Raw genomic sequence first — 16,076 nt, 5'->3', positions numbered from 1 at the left:
GATCACCGTCAAAGGAAGCAAAAACGCCAGCCTAGCGGGCTCGAAAGTCATTTGGAAATTAAATGATAGAATGAGTTTCAGTGATTTTGTAAATGGAGTGCCCCATGCTGGATCCCCTGTTACTGCGCAGTTTTGTCGCCATTATCGACACCGGCAGCTTTACCCGCGCCGGTGAACGGGTCCATCTGACCCAATCCACCATCAGCCAGCAGATCCGCCGCCTTGAGCAGCAGCTCGGCTGTCCGCTGCTGGACCGCTCCGGTCGTCAGGTGGTGGCGACGGCGGAGGGGGAAAAATTACTGGGGCTGGCCCGCCGCATTCTGGCGCTACTGGCGCAGGCCGAGGAGCAGGTGAGCGAGGGGAGCATATCGCTCAGCCTCGGGGTGCCGGAGGATTTCGCCGCAGGCGCCATCACCCCGGTGCTGGCCGACTTTGCCCGCGACTACCCCGAGGTACGGTTGGAGGTGCAAAGTGGCCTGAGCCACGAGATTTGGCAGCGCTTCGAGGCGGGGGAGCTGGATCTGGCGCTGGTCAAGCAGACGCGCGGCCAAGGTTCGCCGCTTTCCAGCTGGCGCGAGCCGCTGGTGTGGGTTGACAGTCGCGACTGGCCCGCACGGGAACGGGATCCGCTGCCGCTGGTGGTGTTCCCGAGCGAAGGGCTCTATCGGCGGCAGATGACCGAGGCGCTCGATGGTCTGGGGCGGCGTTGGCGTATCGCCTATGTCAGCGCCAGCCTTGCCAGTTTGCAGGGGGCGGTGAGCGCGGGGATCGGGGTGAGCTTGCTGCCCAAACGGCTGATGCCCGCCGATCAGCTGGCCCTGACCCAGTGGCCCAAGGTGGCGCCGGTGGAGCTGGCGCTCCATGCCGGGGGAAGCGGGAGCGAGCCGCTCACCCGTTTGAGCGCGGCCCTGATCGCCCTCTGTGACGAGGTGATGGGGCCGCAGTAATTTGTGGTATGGGGAAAACTGAAGTCGGAAAGATAAACGGGGGGATCAGTGATCCTTCCCCTCCGCCAGCTTGCGCTCGTAATCCTGTTTCACGATGGCCAGTGCTGCCAGCACCAGCTCCGGGGCCAGTTGGTTGGTCTCCAGCAGTTCAATCAGATCCACCGCGAGTTTCACCTCGGGCGGGGCAGTTTCCAGTGACATGGGCAGGGTTCCGGTTGCGGGAAGAGGGGGGATTATACAGGGGCGCCGCCGTTGGCCGAAAGCGCCCGCTGTATCGGGCTATGAGGCATGAAGGTCAGAGGTGCTGGCGCATCTCCTTGTCGATCTCCTCGCGCAGGGCAATGAGCTTTTTGGCGTACTGCTGCAACTGCAGATCGCTCTCGCTCACCGGCTGCCACTGAGGCACCGGGGTCGGTTTGCCCTGCTCATCCATCGCCACAAAGATGATGATGCAGTGGGTGGTCTTGTGGCGCTCGGTCTCGGTGGGGTGGCGGCTGTAGACATCCACCGCCAGATGCATGCTGGTGGTGCCGGTGTGGATCACCTGGGCGTGCACCTCTACCAGCTGGCCAATCTGGATGGGGCGCAAAAAGCGGATCCCCCCCACATAGACGGTCACCGCATAGCCGCCGCACCAGCCAGCGGCGCAGGCATAGCCCGCCTGATCGATCCACTTCATCACCATGCCGCCGTGTACCTTGCCGCCGAAATTGACGTCGGAGGGTTCGGCCAGAAATTGCAGGGTCAGTTCGCGATTGGGCACAGTTACATCCTTATTGCCTGAAGAGTTTCCCTGAGCTTTGCCCCATCGGCCTGCCCGGTCAAGGGTTCATCCCCGATTCAGGGGGGCGGGGTCACTATCTGGCTCTATTCATCCCGATTTCACTTTTTTGACCCGCAGGAGTGACACCATGAAACAGATGCTGGAACAGTTGCTGGGGGCTGGCAAAGGCTGGCTCAACGAAGGCGGCGACAAGCGCAAGGGGCAGATGCAGGGAGCGCTGGCCGGTGGCGCGCTCGGTCTGCTGCTGGGCAATAAAAAAGTGCGCAAATATGGTGGCAAGGCCGCTGCCGTGGGCGGCGCCGCAGCCCTTGGCGGGCTGGCCTACAAGCTCTATCAGGATTGGCAGGCCCAGCAGGCGGCACCGGCCCAGCCCACCCATCCCATCAGTGGGCTGGAAGGCAATGCGCTGGATGCCCGCGCGGCGCTTTTGGTGCGCGCCATGGTGGCGGCGGCCCGGGCCGATGGCCATATCGACGGGGCCGAGCGCCAGAAAATTCAGGAGTACCTGACCGAACAGGGTCAGAGCGATGTCGCCCGCTGGATTGACGCCGAGCTGGCCCGCCCCCTCGATCCCCATGCGCTGGCACGGGAAGTGACCGACATGGAGTTGGCCACCGAGGTCTATCTCGCCTCCCTGCTCGCCATCGAGGTGGATCATTTTATGGAGCGCGGTTATCTCGACGAACTGGCGCGCGCCCTCAAACTCGATGACAACCTCAAAGGGAGCATCGAGCGGCAGGTGGCCCAACTTAACGCCCCCGCCTGATATCCCTCACCGCCATGGATTGCCGATAACGCCCCGTGCAAGGGGCGTTGTTGTTTGTGCTGCCCGCCAAAAGATACGGATGAGCCTATTTGGATTGCGGAGCACAGCCCCTAAGATGGCGCAGGACCATCACTTTTTTGCAAGGAGCAACCGTTGGAGATACGCAAGGCAAGCGAACTGGATATCGATGCCATTGTCGAGCTGAACCGGCAGATAGGAGAGATCCACCATCAGCACTATCCCGAAGTGTTCAGCCCCCCTTCGCCAGAGGAGCGGGCATTTTTGCTGAGCGCCATCGGCGCGGAAGGGCGTCTGTTCTGCGTTGCCGAGCAGGATGGCAGGGTGGTGGGCTTTTTGACGGCGCGGATCGATATCAATGAGAGCGTACCGTTTCTCAGCAAGCTGCCTCTCTGCCGGATCGGCTCCGTGGTGGTGGATGAGCTGCACCGCTCTCGCGGGATTGGCAAGGTGCTGATCGCCCATTGCGATGAGTGGGCCAAGGCCCGTGATGCTCAGCAAATCCGGCTGGAGGTGATGGCCTTCAACGAGCGTGCCCAAGCGCTCTACGAGGCGCTGGGCTTCAAGGTGCAGTCGCAGATCATGGCCAGATAACTAGTTTCTGATGGCGAGCCAAGGCGCGTCACTCCCCAACTACACAGGCCCGTTACGGGCCTTTGTTCGTTTCGTCAGCGGCTCTTTGCCTCGTTACTTTTCACCGAGTTGTGCGGCAATCAGTGCGGCCAGCCGGGTGAGGGCCTGCTCCAGCTGTTCGCTCCAGGGATGGGAGCTGTTGAGGCGCAGGCAGTGGTTGTGTTGTCCCTGACTGGAAAAGAGCGCGCCGGGGGCTACTGAAAAACCGCTGCCCAGAGCCTTGGCGTGCAGGGTGCGGCTGTCGAAATGGGCAGGCAGCGCCAGCCAGAGAAAGTAGCCGCCATCGGGGGAGGAGATCCGTACCTCGTCCGGCAACAGCCGTTGCAGGGCCGCCCGCATCTGCTGCTGGCGCTGGGCCAGGGTGTGGCGCAGGCGGCGAAAGTGGGCATCGACCCCGCCCTGGCGCAGCATCTCGGCCAGCGCCAGCTGGCTCGGCACATTGGTGGAGAGGGTGGACATCAGCTGCAGCCGCTGCACCCGCTCGGCATGGGGCCCCGCCACCACCCAGCCGACCCGAAAGCCCGGTGCCAGACACTTGGAAAAGGAGCTGCAGAGCAGGCTGTCGCCACGCTGATCCCAGTGGCGGATCGGCTTGGGGCGCTCGCGGCCGAAGTAGACCTCCGCATAGACGTCATCCTCCACCAGCGGCACCCCATGGCTGTTGAGCAGTGCCATCAGCCGCGCTTTGTGACTATCCGGCATGGTGTGGCCCAGCGGGTGCTGCACATTGCCCATCAACCAGCACGCCTTGATCGGCATTTGGCTGAGGGCGTCTTCCAATAGCGTCAGATCGATACCCACCCCCGGAATGACCGGGATCTCCACCGCCTTGAGTTTCAGCCGCTCGATGGCCTGCAGGGCGCCATAGAAGGTGGGGGACTCCACCACCACCCAGTCACCGGGCTCGGTCAGCACCTGCAGGCTGAGGGAGAGTGCCTCCATGGCGCCGGTGGTGATGATGATCTCCTGCGGATTGACCGCCACCCCGTCGCTGGCGTAGCGCTGGGCGATGGCACGGCGCAGCGCTTCGTTGCCGGGGGGCAGGTCGGCCACCGTGCTGAAGGGATCGAGCTTGCGCATGCAGCTGGCCAGGGCCCGCCCGAGCTGGGGATGTGGGAACAGGGTCGGATCGGCCACCGACATGCCAAGGGGCACCAGATCCCGTGATTTGCTCGCCTGCAACACCTCGAACACCAGATCGTTGATATCCACCGAGCCGCTGTAGTGGGTCTGGCTCGGCGTGTGCTGCACGACCTGTGGTGAGGCGGCTTTGACGTAGTAGCCGGACTGGGGGCGGGCGAGGATCCGCCCCTGACTTTCGAGCAGTTGATAGGCCTGCAATACCGTCATGGGGCTGAGCCCGTGGGTCTTGCAGCTCTGGCGAATGGAGGGGATGCGCTCCCCCGGTTGCCAGATGCCATCGTCGATCTGGCTTTGCAGGCGGTCGGCCAACTGCTGGTAAAGGGACATGATCTGGATCAACTGTTATAGGTGTAATTCAATATAACTGCATCTGTTATAGGTGTCATGCTCCGTGATGTACTTGTCACGCACGAAACGTGCAAGGCAAATACAACAAAAGAGAGTGACGCATGATCAATCCGGATGACGTGGTCAGCCTGTCTCGCCTGCAATTTGGCGCCACGGCCCTGTTCCACTTCCTGTTTGTGCCCCTCACGCTGGGGCTGTCCTGGATCCTGGTGATCGCCGAGTCGGCTTATGTGATGACCGGCAAGGTGATCTATCAGGACATCACCCGCTTCTGGGGCAAACTGTTTGGCATCAACTTCGTCATGGGGGTCACCACGGGGATCACCATGGAGTTTCAGTTCGGCACCAACTGGGCCTATTACTCCCACTACGTGGGGGACATCTTCGGTACCCCGCTGGCCATCGAGGGGCTGATGGCCTTCTTCCTCGAATCGACCCTGGTGGGGCTCTTCTTCTTTGGCTGGGACAAGCTCTCCCGCGGCAAGCACCTGCTGGTGACCATGCTGGTGGCGCTCGGCTCCAACCTCTCGGCGCTCTGGATCCTGATCGGCAACGGCTGGATGCAAAACCCGGTGGGGGCCGAGTTCAACCTGCTGACCCAACGGATGGAGCTGGTGGATATCGCCGCTGTGCTGCTCAACCCGGTGGCACAGGTGAAGTTCGTTCACACCGTTGCGGCAGGCTATGTGGCCGCCTCCATGTTCGTGATGGGGGTGAGCAGCTGGTATCTGCTGCGCAAAACCGAGGTGCAGTTTGCCCTGCGCTCCTTCGCCATCGCCTCCGGCTTCGGGCTGGCGGCCATCCTCTCGGTCATTGTGCTCGGGGATGAGTCGGGCTATCGCACCGGCGAGGTGCAGAAGGTCAAGCTCGCCGCCATCGAGGCGGAGTGGGAGACCGAGCCGGCCCCCGCGTCATTCACCCTGTTCGGTTTCCCGGATCAGGCTGCCGAGACCACCCACGCCGCCATCAAGATCCCGTATCTGATGGGGATCATCGCCACCCGCTCCATCGACGAGGCGGTGACCGGCCTCAAGGATATCAAGGTGCAGAACGAGGCGCGCATTCGTAGCGGCATGGTGGCGGCCGAGGCTCTCGACCAGATCCGGCAAGGTGATGACAGCCCGGCCAACCGTGCCCGCTTCGAGCAGCACGGCAAGGATCTCGGCTACGGCATGCTGCTCACCCCCTATGCCAGCAATATCGCCAAGGCCGGTGAGGCAGAGATTGCCAAAGCGGTCGATGACTCCATCCCGCCGGTGGCACCGCTGTTCTGGGGCTTTCGGGTGATGGTGGGGCTTGGCGTCACCATGCTGGGGCTGATGGTGGTGAGCTTTGTTCAGCTCTGCCGCAACCGGCTGCAAGACTCGCCGCGCCTGCTCAAGACCCTGCTCTGGAGCATTCCGCTGCCCTGGATCGCCATCGAGGCGGGCTGGCTGGTGGCCGAACTCGGCCGTCAACCCTGGACCATCAGCGACGTGCTGCCGGTCTCGGCCTCGGTCTCTTTGCTTCAGCCGGGCCAACTCTGGTTCAGCCTGATTGCTATCTGTTCCATCTACACCCTGTTGCTGGTGGTGGAGCTGTTCCTGTTGCGCCATGTGATCCGCAAGGGGCCCGCCATTCTCCATACCGGCCGCTACAGCGGTGAACAACCCGAACTTGCGAGGATCGCCTGATGGATTACGCAACCCTGAAACTCATCTGGTGGGCGCTGGTGCTCTTCATGATGGTCGGTTTTATCGTGATGGATGGCTTCGATCTCGGCATCGCCATGCTGCTGCCGGTGGTGTCGAAAGATGACGACGACCGCCGTCTGGTGATCAACAGCGTGGGACCGGTGTGGGAGGGCAATCAGGTGTGGCTGATTGCCGGCGCCGGTGCCCTTTTCGCCGCCTGGCCGCTGGTTTATGCCGCCGCCTTCTCGGGGCTTTACATCCCCATGGTGGTGCTGCTGCTCGGGCTATTTTTGCGTCCGGTCGGCTTTGACTATCGCAGCAAGCTGGCCGATCCGCTGTGGCGCCGCTGGTGGGATCGGGCGCTGGTGGCCGGCGGCCTGATACCGGCGCTCATCCTCGGTGCGGCTATCGGTCTGGTGATGGAGGGGCTGCCGTTTCGCTTCGATACGGCGCTGCGTCTGCACTACGGCGCGTTCGACTTCCACTGGGGCTGGCTGCTCTCGGTGCTGGCCACCGCCATCACCCTGTTGCTACTGCACGGCGCCGGTTTTCTGCAAGCCAAGGTGACTGGCACCCCTGCGCTGCGCGCACGGGGCATCGCCATCCTGCTGGCCCCGCTGGTGAGCCTCTGCTACCTGCTGGCCGGCTGGCATCTGGTGGATCTGCAAGGGTTTCAGCTGACCGGTGTCGGCACACAACCCTTTGACCCGAATGCTGCCATCAGCCCGCTGATGAAGGGGGTGATCCCCCACGCCGGAGGCTGGCTGCGCAACTATTTTGACTATCCGCTGCTGTGGCTGGTGCCGATCATCGGGGCGCTGGCGCCGCTGGTGAGCGGGATTGCCTCCTGGCTGGAGCGGGGCCGGATTGCGCTGCTGGCCAGCGCCATCGCCTGCGCCGCCATGCTCTGCTCGGTGGCCATCGCCCTGTTCCCCTTCGTGCTGCCTTCATCCCTCGATGCGGTCAGCAGCCTGACCCTGTGGGACAGCACCTCCAGCTACAAGACCCTGGCCATCATGTTCGGCCTCGTGCTGGTGCTGATGCCGGTCAACCTGGGCTACACCGGCTGGGTCTATCGGGTGGTGCGCGGCAAGCTCGACCGTGCCCGCATCAAGCGCGACAGCCATCAACTCTACTGACCTCAAGGGATCTGCTATGTGGTACTTCACCTGGATTTTGGGCCTCGGATTCGCCCTGCTGCTGGGCCTGTGCAACCTGCTCTGGCTGGAAGCGCGCTGGCAGGCGGACGAACGGGACGGTAACTGACGGCGGGGTTCGCGCCCCGCCACGGCCGGTGGTTGGCGTTCACACGTCGCCATCGGCCCCTCTCTCCCCCTCTTTAAACGACACAAACGACACACTTTCAACCGACAACCAACCGACAGGTAATTGTGATGAAACAGAGATTGAAAGCGGTGGCGCTGGCCATCGGGTGCGCGCTCACCGTCGCCCCGGCCTGTGCCGAACCGGTACAACTGACGCCACTGGATAAAACCTTCACCCTGCAGGTGCTCGGCAGTGGCGGCCCCATCTCCGACGACCTGCGTGCCTCCTCCAGCGAGGTGATCTGGTGGAAGGGGAAATCCCGCATCCTGATCGATGCCGGTGGCGGCGTCTACCTGCGCTTCGGCCAGGCGGGGGCCAAGCTCGAAGAGGTCGATTTTATCGGCATCACCCACTTCCACACCGACCATGTGACCGACCTGCCCGCCCTGCTCAAGGGGGCCTACTTCTTCGAACGCAGCGATCCGCTGGATCTGGCGGGGCCAGAGGCTGGTTCGGCTTTCCCCAGCATGAGCGGCTACTTTGATGCCCTCTTCAACAAGGAGAAGGGCGCTTATGCCTACCTGAGCGGCTTCAAGGATGGCACTGATGGCCTCTTCCCCATCACTCTCCATGATGTGCCCTACCAGAGCCCGCGGCCTCACACCGTTTATCAGCAGGATGGGCTGACCATCACCGCGCTCGGCATTCCTCACGGTGACGTGCCCTGTCTGGCCTATCGCATCGAGAGCGCCGAGGGGACCATCGTCATCTCGGCGGATCAGAACGGCAGCAACCCGGCCTTTGTGCCGTTTGCCAAGGGGGCCGACATTCTGGTGATGCCGCTCGCCATCCACGAAGGGGCCGACCCTATCTCCGCCTCGCTCCATGCCAAGCCATCTGTGGTGGCCAAAATTGCCGCCGAGGTGAACCCCAAGCTGCTGGTGCTCAACCACTGGATGGGGGTTGGCCTCAATCACAAGAAAGAGGCGATGGCCATCGTCAAACAGCAGTTCCACGGCCAGATCGTGGCCGCCCGCGATCTCTCCAGCTACCCCGTTTCATCCGTCAAGGAGTCCGCTCATGAGTAACTCAAGCAGCAACAAAACCACCGGCAAACTGACCCTCTCCATCGCCATGACCAGCCTGATTGCCCTGACCCCAGGGCTGGCGCTGGCGGCCACCCCGAGCGATGCGCCGGTGAAAGCCGCCCCCAGCGAACAGCACGGCGGCAAGTGTGCGGCGGGCAAGTGCGGCACCGAGAAGCGCTTCGAGAAGCAAGCCCTAGACAGTGATCCGCAGGGGCGGCTGGTGCGCGCCCGCGATGGCAAGTGTGGCGTGGCGGGCGATGGGATTGATGGCGACAGATCCAGCAACGGCAGCAAGATGACGGAGGGGGTATGCGGCCAATAAGCTCCCGCAGTCGGGGGATCGGGCTGCGCCAGGAGCATCTGGATGCGCTCTGCTCCGGCCCCGTCCGCCCCGGCATCGACTTTCTCGAGCTGGCGCCGGAGAACTGGATGGCCATCGGCGGCGCCAGGCGGGCGCAGTTGCATCAGTTGGCCGAGCGTTACCCGCTGGTGGCTCACGGCCTCAGCCTCTCCCTCGGCGATTGTCAGCCCCTCAATCGCACCCTGCTCAGCCAGATCCGTACCTTTCTGGATGAGTTCGGCATAGAGATCTATAGCGAGCACCTGAGCTTTTCCCGTGACCAGCAGGGTTATCTCTACGAACTGCTGCCGGTGCCGCGCCAGTGGGAGAACATTCCCTATCTGGCCGAGCGGATAGCGCAGGTGCAGGATGCGCTGGCCCGCACGCTGGTGCTGGAAAATATCTCCTACTACCACGGCTATGACCACGAGATGCCGGAGGAGGATTTTCTCGCCGAGCTGGTGGCGCGCAGCGGCTGCGAGCTGCTGCTCGATATCAACAACGTCTTTGTAAACAGCCGCAACCACGGTTACTGCCCCAAGCGGATGATCGCCGGTCTGCCGAGCAATGCGATCCGTTACTTCCATATCGCCGGTCATCTGGAAGAGGCAGACGGCACTTTATTGGATACCCATGGCAAACCGGTGTGCGAGGAGGTGGTGGCGCTGGCCCGTTATACGGTGCAGACCCATGGCCTGCGTCCCCTGCTGCTGGAGCGGGATCACCATCTGCCGCCGCTGGCCGAGCTGGAGGCCGAGCTGGCGCGGGTGCATGGCGCCTGTTGTGAGGCGATCGACCGTCAGGTGCGGGAGGTGCGTTATGGATAGACGGTTATCTCTGGTCACTGCGTCCAAAACGGCGCCGCAGCGAATGCAGCAGCAGACCGCCTGGCTGGCGAGCCGGGTGCGGCTGCCGCAGGATGGCATCGCCAGCCACTATGCCCGCAGCGTGCGCGCCAATGTGGAGTCGGTGCTGGAGAGCGCCTTTCCGCTCACCCACGCTCGCTGGGCGCCGGTGGACAGGTGGCAGTTGGTGGAGGGCTTTGTTATCCAGCACGGCGCCGAGGCCCCGGAGTTTCACCATATCGCCACCGAGTTTGTCCGCTATGTGCAGCATCGCCACGGCGAGGGCTCTCTCAACTGGCCCAGGCAGCGGCTGGCGCTGCTGGAGTACGAGTGGGCCAGCCTCTGTGTCGAGATTGATGAAGGGGTAGTGCCGCAAGTTATATCGGGGGAGGAGGTGACGGCGGAGAGTCCGTTTGTGCTCAATCCCACCCTGCAACTGCTTGAGCTCCCCTTTGCCATTCGTCGCAGCGGCGTGGTGCCGACCCGGCAGGGCAACCACTTCTATGGCCTGTTTCGCAGCCCGGAACATCAGGTGGTGACCCAGCGCTTGCGCGAATGGGATGTGGCGCTGATCCAGCTGCTGCAACAGCAGCCGGGGATCACCCAAGCCGCGTTCCAACAACAGGTACAACAGGTTCGCCGCGACTTTGATCTGATCGAGTGGGCACGCCATTTTTACCGGCTGGGTCTGCTGACCTTGCCCGTTGGCGAGCGCCAGCCCGGCCGCCCCTTGCCCCCATTTAGCAAACACCAAGGAGAATTCCCATGAACAACACTCTGATCCAGTGGTACGAGCGGGCGGTGGCCCAGTGCAAGCGGCTCGATTTTCTGGCCCTGCTGGCCATTCGCCTCTATCTCATTCCGGTCATCTATGTGGGGGCCCACTCCAAGGTGATGGGCTTTGCCGGCACGGTCGCCTGGTTTGGCGCGCCGGTCTCGGAAGGGGGGCTCAACCTGCCGTTCCCGACCCTGCTCGCCTTTCTGGCGGCGGGCACCGAAGTACTGGGTTGCATCTGCATCGCCCTTGGCCTCTTTACCCGCATCATGGCCATTCCCACCATCTTCCTGATGAGCGTGGCGAGCGCCATGGTGCACTGGAAGCACGGCTGGGACGCCATCGCCACTGGCAGTATGGAGGCCACCTTGCGCCTCAACGGTTTTATCGAGTGGCTGGCCGCCAACTTCCCCGGTCGCTACAACTACATCACTGAGCTGGGTGATCCCGTGATGCTCAACAACGGGATGGAGTTTGCCGCTACCTACTTCGTGATGCTGCTGGTGTTGCTGGTTTACGGTGGTGGCCGCTACGTCAGCCTCGACTACTGGCTCAAGCGGGCGGTGACCGGCAAAGCAGGCGTGCAACAGGCGGCATAAGGCTTGCCCACGGATAACAAAAACCATAACGACAGAGCGTGAAAAACAGCGAGCGGCCAGGGGCCGCTCGCTGTTTTTGTGCTGTGTGGGGGGGCAGCTGTTACTGGTAGCGGCCGACTGCGATGGGGGACTCCTGCTCAATCTGGCCAAGGCGCTCGGCCCACTGAGCGAGCCAGGCTTCCCGCTCTTCTTGCGAGACCCGCACCGGGGCATAGCAGATATGGGGGCGCAGCACATCGAAGCCGACAAATTGCAGGATCCCTCGCTGGATGGGGCGCAGCACCCCGTCGATATCGCCGTTGAAGCCGTCGGGCAGATAGGTCTCGGCAGGGCCGCCGGTAGTCAGGCTCAGCAGGGCCCGCTTGCCGCGAAACTTGCCGCTCTCGTAGATATGGCCCTGACCGTAGACCCGCCCCATGGCAAAGACCCGATCCACCCACCCCTTGAGGATGGCGGGCAGGCCAAACCACCAGAGCGGGAACTGGAAGATCAGCAGGTCGGCCGCCTCCAGCTTTTGCATCTCCTGCTCCAGCTGCGGGGCAAAGCTGCCCTGCTCGGTGGCAGCCAGCTCTTCGAGTTGCAGCTTGAGAAAATCGGGATCGCTGGCGGCAGTGAAGTTGCGTCGATCCGAGACGGGATCAAAGCCCATGGCATAGAGATCGCTGGTCATCACTGTGTGACCCGCTTGCTCCAGCGCCCTGATGGCGTGGCAGAAGAGGGCACCGTTGAAGTTTTTGGGTTCGGGATGGGCATAGACAATAAGCACCTTCATAACAGACTCCGTGGCAAATGATGCGAGGGTGACCGGCTTGGTTACTGAAACAGTTGAGGGCTTGAGGCTGTGTCACAGCATAGAAGCCTGCCGCGCCGATTGCAGCAGGCGCCACGCCCTTGCGTGACGCCTGCTGGCGCAGCTTATGCCTGACAGGCAGCGAGCCGGAGGGCTTCGCGGCGCTCGCTGACATGGGTTAGCCCGTAGGCCAGCAGAACGATAAGGGCGCCGATCCAGGGGGTGTGCATCAGGCCGAGGTGCTCTACCACCAAGCCACCAACCACAGATCCCAGTGCAATGCCGACGTTGAAGGCGGCAATATTCAGGCCCGATGCCACATCCACCGCCTTGGGGGTGTGCAGTTCGGCCTGCTTCACCACCAGTACCTGCAGACCCGGCACGTTGCCGAAGGCAAAGGCGCCCCACACCAGCACGGTGAGCACGGCCAGCACCGGATGGGGTGCGGTGAAGGTGAGGGCCAGCAGCACCAGCGCCAGACCGGCAAACAGCAGTTTCAGTGCGGGCAATGGGCCCATCTTGTCGGCCAGCTTGCCGCCCCAGATATTGCCGACGGCAACCGATACCCCGTACACCAGCAGGATCAGGCTCACCGCACCGGCGCTAAAGCCGCTCACCTGCTGCAGGATGGGGGCGAGGAAGGTGAAGGCCGTGAAGGCGCCGCCATAACCAAGGGCGGTTTTGGCGTAGACCAGCAGCAGCGGCTTTTTGGTCAGTACCGAGAGTTGCTCGCGGATGGTCGAGGCTGCCCCCTTGGGCAGGTTGCTCGGGATCAGCAGCAGGCTGCCCACCATGGCGATGAGGCCGAGCAGGCTTACTACCAGAAAGGTTTCACGCCAGCCAAAGACCTGACCAATCCAGGTGCCGAGCGGTACGCCGGTTACCAGTGCCACGGTGAGGCCGCTGAACATGATGGCGATGGCGCTCGCTGCCTTCTCTTTGGCCACAAGACCCGTGGCGATGGTGCTGCCTACCGAAAAGAAGACCCCGTGCGCCAATCCGGTGAGGATGCGGGCCACGATCAGGCTCTCGTAACCGGGGGCCTGCCAGGCCAGCAGGTTGCCGGCGGTAAAGAGTGCCATCAGTCCCACCAGCAGCCACTTGCGCGGCACCTTGCCGGTGAGCGCTGTGAGCACGGGGGCGCCGATGGCTACCCCAAGGGCATAGAGGCTGACCAGCAGGCCCGCCGAGGGGAGCGAGACATTAAGCTGCTGGGCTATGGTGGGGATAAGCCCCACGATCACAAATTCGGTAGTGCCGATCGCAAAGGCACTTAAGGTAAGGGCAAATAACGCCAGTGGCATAACAACTCCTTGGATAGGGACTCCCGACGGGAGAATGGCGCCAGTATGCCGATGGGTTTTGTTGGCAAAAATGACGGTAACATCAAATTACTTTTGCCAAATCAGCAGCAATGACGATGGGGAGGGGGGGGGGGTTGCCCGCGGCGTGAGCGCAACGCAGTGATCTGCCTCGCAGAACGGGATGAACGCTGCTCCTTTTCTGAGCTTGCTTAAGCTCCAGTACAAGCGGGCCGCCATAGGATTTTCCCTGTGAAACCCGAGTGTGTTGAATCCATGCGCGCCGGTGTTGTGATGGCCGTGCGCTTTCATCTACAGGCAATAGACAGGCAATATCCAGCTGACAGGTAACATGATGGCATTGAATCGACTCTCCTCTCTTTTGCTGCTGTGCGGTGCCTTTGCGGTACAGGCTGGCCAGAGCGATCCCCTCTCTGCCTGGAATGACACGGCAGCCAAGCAGGCGATCACCCGCTGGGTAACCAATGCCACCGATCAGCAACAGGCCACTTTTATTCCGCCAGAGAAGCGCCATGTGGTGTTTGATAATGACGGCACCCTCTGGCCTGAAGCGCCCATGACCTATCAGCTGCAGTTTGCGATGGACGAGATCAAGCGCCTGGCACCGGAACATCCGGAGTGGAAGGCCGACCCCATTGTCGCGGCAGTGCTGAACAACGACCTCAAGGCCGTGGCCAAATCGGGGGAGAAGGGGCTCGCCAAGCTGGTGGGACTGACCCACAGCGGCATGACTACCACCGAGTTTGCCGAGCGGGTCACTCGCTGGGTCAACAGCAGCAAGGATCCCCGTTTTGGCTGCCACTACGATCAGCTCGGGTATCTGCCGATGAAGCAGCTGCTGGGGTATCTGCGGGACAATGGCTTTCAGACCTGGATTGTCTCCGGCGGCGGCGTCGATTTTATGCGGGTGATGTCCGAGCAGATGTATGGCATCCCGCCCCAGCAGGTGATTGGCTCCTTTACCCTCGGCGAGTTTGCCCTGACCGGGGAGGGCAGCGAGATCCGCAAGACCATGAACGGCGCCTATTTCGATGACAGCAAGGCGAAACCGGCCGCCATTCACCTCTTTATGGGGCAGCGTCCGGTCGGCGCCTTTGGCAACAGCGATGGCGACGTGCCCATGCTGCAATACACCTCGACCAACCCGGATTACCACACCTTCGGCCTGCTGGTGCACCACACCGATGCCAAGCGCGAATATGCTTACGACAGCCATCCGCCAGCCAGCGGCAAGCTGATCGACGGGCTGGCACAGGCAAAAGCGCGGGGCTGGGTGGTGGTCGACATGAAATCAGACTGGAATCAGGTATTCGATCCCGCCCTTTGCCAGAACGCGCCCTGATTGCGGGGCTGTATCTGGCATCAATGTGGCGACTGGACGTTCAGCAAGCGCTGCAAAGCGTGAGGCAAGAAAAGAGACAGGGAGAGCATGATGCTCTCCCTGTTTAATTTGGCTTGCTGGCGAGCCAGCCTTTCTTTCGCGTTAGTCTCACGCCTTTCGCGTCAGTCCCATGCAGGGGCAAAGTCGGGATTGGCGCAGCGCTCGCCCCGATCCAGCGTGGCGATGGCGGCCATCTCCTCGCTGCTCAAGGTGATATCGAGAGCGGCCAGATTGGCGGCCTGATTCTCCCGCTTGGTGGAGCTCGGGATCACTGTCATCTCCTGCGCCAGCAGCCAGGCCAGCGACACCTGCGCCGCCGATACCCCGTGGCGTCTGCCAATCTCCATCAGCAGCGGCTCGCTCAGCACCTTGCCATAGGCGAGCGGCATATAGGCGGTGACGGCGATACCCTGGGCTTTACAGAACTCGACCACCTTGCGGTTTTGCAGCAGGGGATGAACCTCGAGCTGCTGGTGAGCGATGGCCCCCGGCCCCAAAATCTCGATAGCCTGTTTGAGCTGGGCCACGGTGAAGTTGGAGACCCCGATCTCCCGGGTCAGGCCTTGTGTTTTGGCCTCGGCCAGCTGCTCCAGATAGACTGCCATCGGCACCTCATCCTTGGGGGAGGGCCAGTGGATCAGCGCCAGATCCAGATAGTCGGTGCCCAGTTTTTCGAGGCTCACCTCAAGGCTCGGGATCAGCTTGCCCGGGCCAAACTCGCTGGTCCACACCTTGGTGGTCAGGTAGATCTCGTGGCGGGCAACAGTACTGCGGGTCAGCACGGCGCCGACCTCGGCTTCGTTGTCATAGATCTGGGCGGTATCGATATGGCGATAGCCCAGCTCCAGACCGTTGGTCAGGGTGGCAAGCAGCGGCTCGCCCTTCAGGCGGAAAGTGCCCAGACCCATGGGTGGCATATTGATCATCTCGTTCCTCAATGGGGTGGTGGTTGGCCCTTGATGGGCTAAGTGGAAAGTGGCACAGGGGCCAGTCAGGCGCCCAGAGGCTGATAGCGGCGAATGGTGCTGCTGGCAAACCAGGGCTCGGCCTTGGCGACAAATTCGGTAAAGTGGGGTTGACCCTGATGGGCGGTGAGGGCCGCTTCGCTCTCCCACACCTCGTAGAGCATCCAGCTGTTTGGATTGTCCAAGTCCTGATGCAACTGATAGCGCTGGCAGCCCGCCTCTTGCAAGGTGGCCGCAATCAGCGGCTCAAGGGCGGCGCGAAACTGGGCGGCGAATTCGGGTTTGGCTTCAAGCTGGGCAATCACAATCACGGGTGATGACATCTGAACCTCCTTGGCAAAAACGAAGGGTCAGTATGCCTGCCGTGACTTGCTGGAAACAGGGCGCTGGTCG

At 62.4% G+C, this 16,076-nt stretch carries 19 protein-coding genes; 12 read left to right on the top strand and 7 right to left on the bottom strand.

Annotated elements, in window-relative coordinates; genetic code table 11:
- The first annotated feature begins 104 nt into the window (after positions 1 to 104).
- Positions 105 to 947 carry a LysR family transcriptional regulator gene (locus AB5Y82_RS17260; RefSeq protein WP_368174289.1) on the top strand — a complete coding sequence of 281 codons (843 nt, stop codon included), beginning with the start codon at positions 105 to 107 and terminating at the stop codon, positions 945 to 947.
- A 45-nt stretch (positions 948 to 992) separates the two neighbouring features.
- Here the strand turns inward: AB5Y82_RS17260 and rsmS are convergent, their stop codons facing one another.
- Both rsmS and AB5Y82_RS17250 read right to left on the bottom strand, forming a co-directional pair.
- A complete protein-coding gene (gene rsmS, locus AB5Y82_RS17255) occupies positions 993 to 1,148 on the bottom strand; it encodes a pleiotropic regulatory protein RsmS (protein ID WP_074042636.1) in 156 nt (51 codons plus the stop codon).
- 94 nt (positions 1,149 to 1,242) lie between these two features.
- Positions 1,243 to 1,710 (bottom strand): acyl-CoA thioesterase, encoded by a 468-nt coding sequence (locus AB5Y82_RS17250; RefSeq protein ID WP_005337580.1) that lies wholly within the window; start codon positions 1,708 to 1,710, stop codon positions 1,243 to 1,245.
- 148 nt (positions 1,711 to 1,858) lie between these two features.
- Between AB5Y82_RS17250 and AB5Y82_RS17245 the strand changes: the two genes are divergently transcribed.
- Positions 1,859 to 2,497, top strand: a complete 639-nt coding sequence (locus AB5Y82_RS17245) for a tellurite resistance TerB family protein (RefSeq protein WP_042656069.1) — start codon at positions 1,859 to 1,861, stop codon at positions 2,495 to 2,497.
- Between the two features lie 153 nt (positions 2,498 to 2,650).
- Positions 2,651 to 3,109: a GNAT family N-acetyltransferase gene (locus AB5Y82_RS17240; protein ID WP_111899542.1), complete on the top strand. Its 459-nt coding sequence runs from the start codon at positions 2,651 to 2,653 to the stop codon at positions 3,107 to 3,109.
- 93 nt (positions 3,110 to 3,202) lie between these two features.
- On the opposite strand, the gene AB5Y82_RS17235 is transcribed toward AB5Y82_RS17240, so the two are convergent.
- Complete coding sequence (locus tag AB5Y82_RS17235; protein ID WP_368174288.1) at positions 3,203 to 4,618, bottom strand: PLP-dependent aminotransferase family protein; 1,416 nt, start codon at positions 4,616 to 4,618, stop codon at positions 3,203 to 3,205.
- Between the two features lie 122 nt (positions 4,619 to 4,740).
- Between AB5Y82_RS17235 and AB5Y82_RS17230 the strand changes: the two genes are divergently transcribed.
- The 8 genes from AB5Y82_RS17230 (at position 4,741) to AB5Y82_RS17195 (ending at position 11,225) form a co-directional block, all read left to right on the top strand.
- Positions 4,741 to 6,312: a cytochrome ubiquinol oxidase subunit I gene (locus AB5Y82_RS17230; protein ID WP_111899544.1), complete on the top strand. Its 1,572-nt coding sequence runs from the start codon at positions 4,741 to 4,743 to the stop codon at positions 6,310 to 6,312.
- Positions 6,312 to 7,451: a cytochrome d ubiquinol oxidase subunit II gene (cydB, locus tag AB5Y82_RS17225; protein ID WP_111899545.1), complete on the top strand. Its 1,140-nt coding sequence runs from the start codon at positions 6,312 to 6,314 to the stop codon at positions 7,449 to 7,451. Before AB5Y82_RS17230 ends, cydB begins: the two co-directional genes overlap by 1 nt.
- Positions 7,452 to 7,467: 16 nt before the next feature.
- Positions 7,468 to 7,578 carry a cytochrome bd-I oxidase subunit CydX gene (gene cydX / locus AB5Y82_RS17220; RefSeq protein WP_005337572.1) on the top strand — a complete coding sequence of 37 codons (111 nt, stop codon included), beginning with the start codon at positions 7,468 to 7,470 and terminating at the stop codon, positions 7,576 to 7,578.
- A 128-nt stretch (positions 7,579 to 7,706) separates the two neighbouring features.
- Positions 7,707 to 8,666 carry an MBL fold metallo-hydrolase gene (locus AB5Y82_RS17215; protein WP_111899546.1) on the top strand — a complete coding sequence of 320 codons (960 nt, stop codon included), beginning with the start codon at positions 7,707 to 7,709 and terminating at the stop codon, positions 8,664 to 8,666.
- The gene (locus AB5Y82_RS17210) at positions 8,659 to 8,988 is read left to right on the top strand and encodes a hypothetical protein (RefSeq protein WP_111899547.1); all 330 of its coding nucleotides are present in this window, start codon (positions 8,659 to 8,661) and stop codon (positions 8,986 to 8,988) included. Before AB5Y82_RS17215 ends, AB5Y82_RS17210 begins: the two co-directional genes overlap by 8 nt.
- Positions 8,976 to 9,833: a DUF692 domain-containing protein gene (locus AB5Y82_RS17205; protein ID WP_368174287.1), complete on the top strand. Its 858-nt coding sequence runs from the start codon at positions 8,976 to 8,978 to the stop codon at positions 9,831 to 9,833. Before AB5Y82_RS17210 ends, AB5Y82_RS17205 begins: the two co-directional genes overlap by 13 nt.
- Positions 9,826 to 10,620, top strand: coding sequence for a putative DNA-binding domain-containing protein (locus tag AB5Y82_RS17200; protein WP_111899549.1), 795 nt, complete (start codon positions 9,826 to 9,828; stop codon positions 10,618 to 10,620). Before AB5Y82_RS17205 ends, AB5Y82_RS17200 begins: the two co-directional genes overlap by 8 nt.
- Positions 10,617 to 11,225, top strand: a complete 609-nt coding sequence (locus tag AB5Y82_RS17195; RefSeq protein WP_064338242.1) for a DoxX family protein — start codon at positions 10,617 to 10,619, stop codon at positions 11,223 to 11,225. Before AB5Y82_RS17200 ends, AB5Y82_RS17195 begins: the two co-directional genes overlap by 4 nt.
- A 100-nt stretch (positions 11,226 to 11,325) precedes the next feature.
- On the opposite strand, the gene AB5Y82_RS17190 is transcribed toward AB5Y82_RS17195, so the two are convergent.
- Together AB5Y82_RS17190 and AB5Y82_RS17185 are read right to left on the bottom strand one after the other, a co-directional pair.
- A complete protein-coding gene (locus tag AB5Y82_RS17190) occupies positions 11,326 to 11,997 on the bottom strand; it encodes an NAD(P)H-dependent oxidoreductase (protein ID WP_368174286.1) in 672 nt (223 codons plus the stop codon).
- A gap of 143 nt (positions 11,998 to 12,140) precedes the next feature.
- A complete protein-coding gene (locus AB5Y82_RS17185) occupies positions 12,141 to 13,319 on the bottom strand; it encodes an MFS transporter (RefSeq protein WP_111899550.1) in 1,179 nt (392 codons plus the stop codon).
- A gap of 352 nt (positions 13,320 to 13,671) precedes the next feature.
- Here AB5Y82_RS17185 and AB5Y82_RS17180 point away from each other — a divergent pair, with 352 nt between their 5' ends.
- A complete protein-coding gene (locus tag AB5Y82_RS17180; protein WP_111899551.1) occupies positions 13,672 to 14,679 on the top strand; it encodes an HAD family phosphatase in 1,008 nt (335 codons plus the stop codon).
- A gap of 161 nt (positions 14,680 to 14,840) precedes the next feature.
- Here AB5Y82_RS17180 and dkgB read toward each other — a convergent pair whose 3' ends face one another.
- Together dkgB and AB5Y82_RS17170 are read right to left on the bottom strand one after the other, a co-directional pair.
- Entirely contained in the window at positions 14,841 to 15,644 is an 804-nt protein-coding gene (dkgB, locus tag AB5Y82_RS17175; RefSeq protein ID WP_111899552.1) for a 2,5-didehydrogluconate reductase DkgB, read from the bottom strand.
- Positions 15,645 to 15,709: 65 nt separating this feature from the next.
- The gene (locus AB5Y82_RS17170) at positions 15,710 to 16,006 is read right to left on the bottom strand and encodes a putative quinol monooxygenase (RefSeq protein ID WP_040097728.1); all 297 of its coding nucleotides are present in this window, start codon (positions 16,004 to 16,006) and stop codon (positions 15,710 to 15,712) included.
- Positions 16,007 to 16,076: the final 70 nt, after the last annotated feature.

Source organism: Aeromonas sp. s13 (assembly GCF_040907905.1).
GTDB classification, from domain to species: Bacteria; Pseudomonadota; Gammaproteobacteria; order Enterobacterales; family Aeromonadaceae; genus Aeromonas; species Aeromonas veronii.
This window is presented reverse-complemented; position numbering and strand designations above follow the sequence as displayed.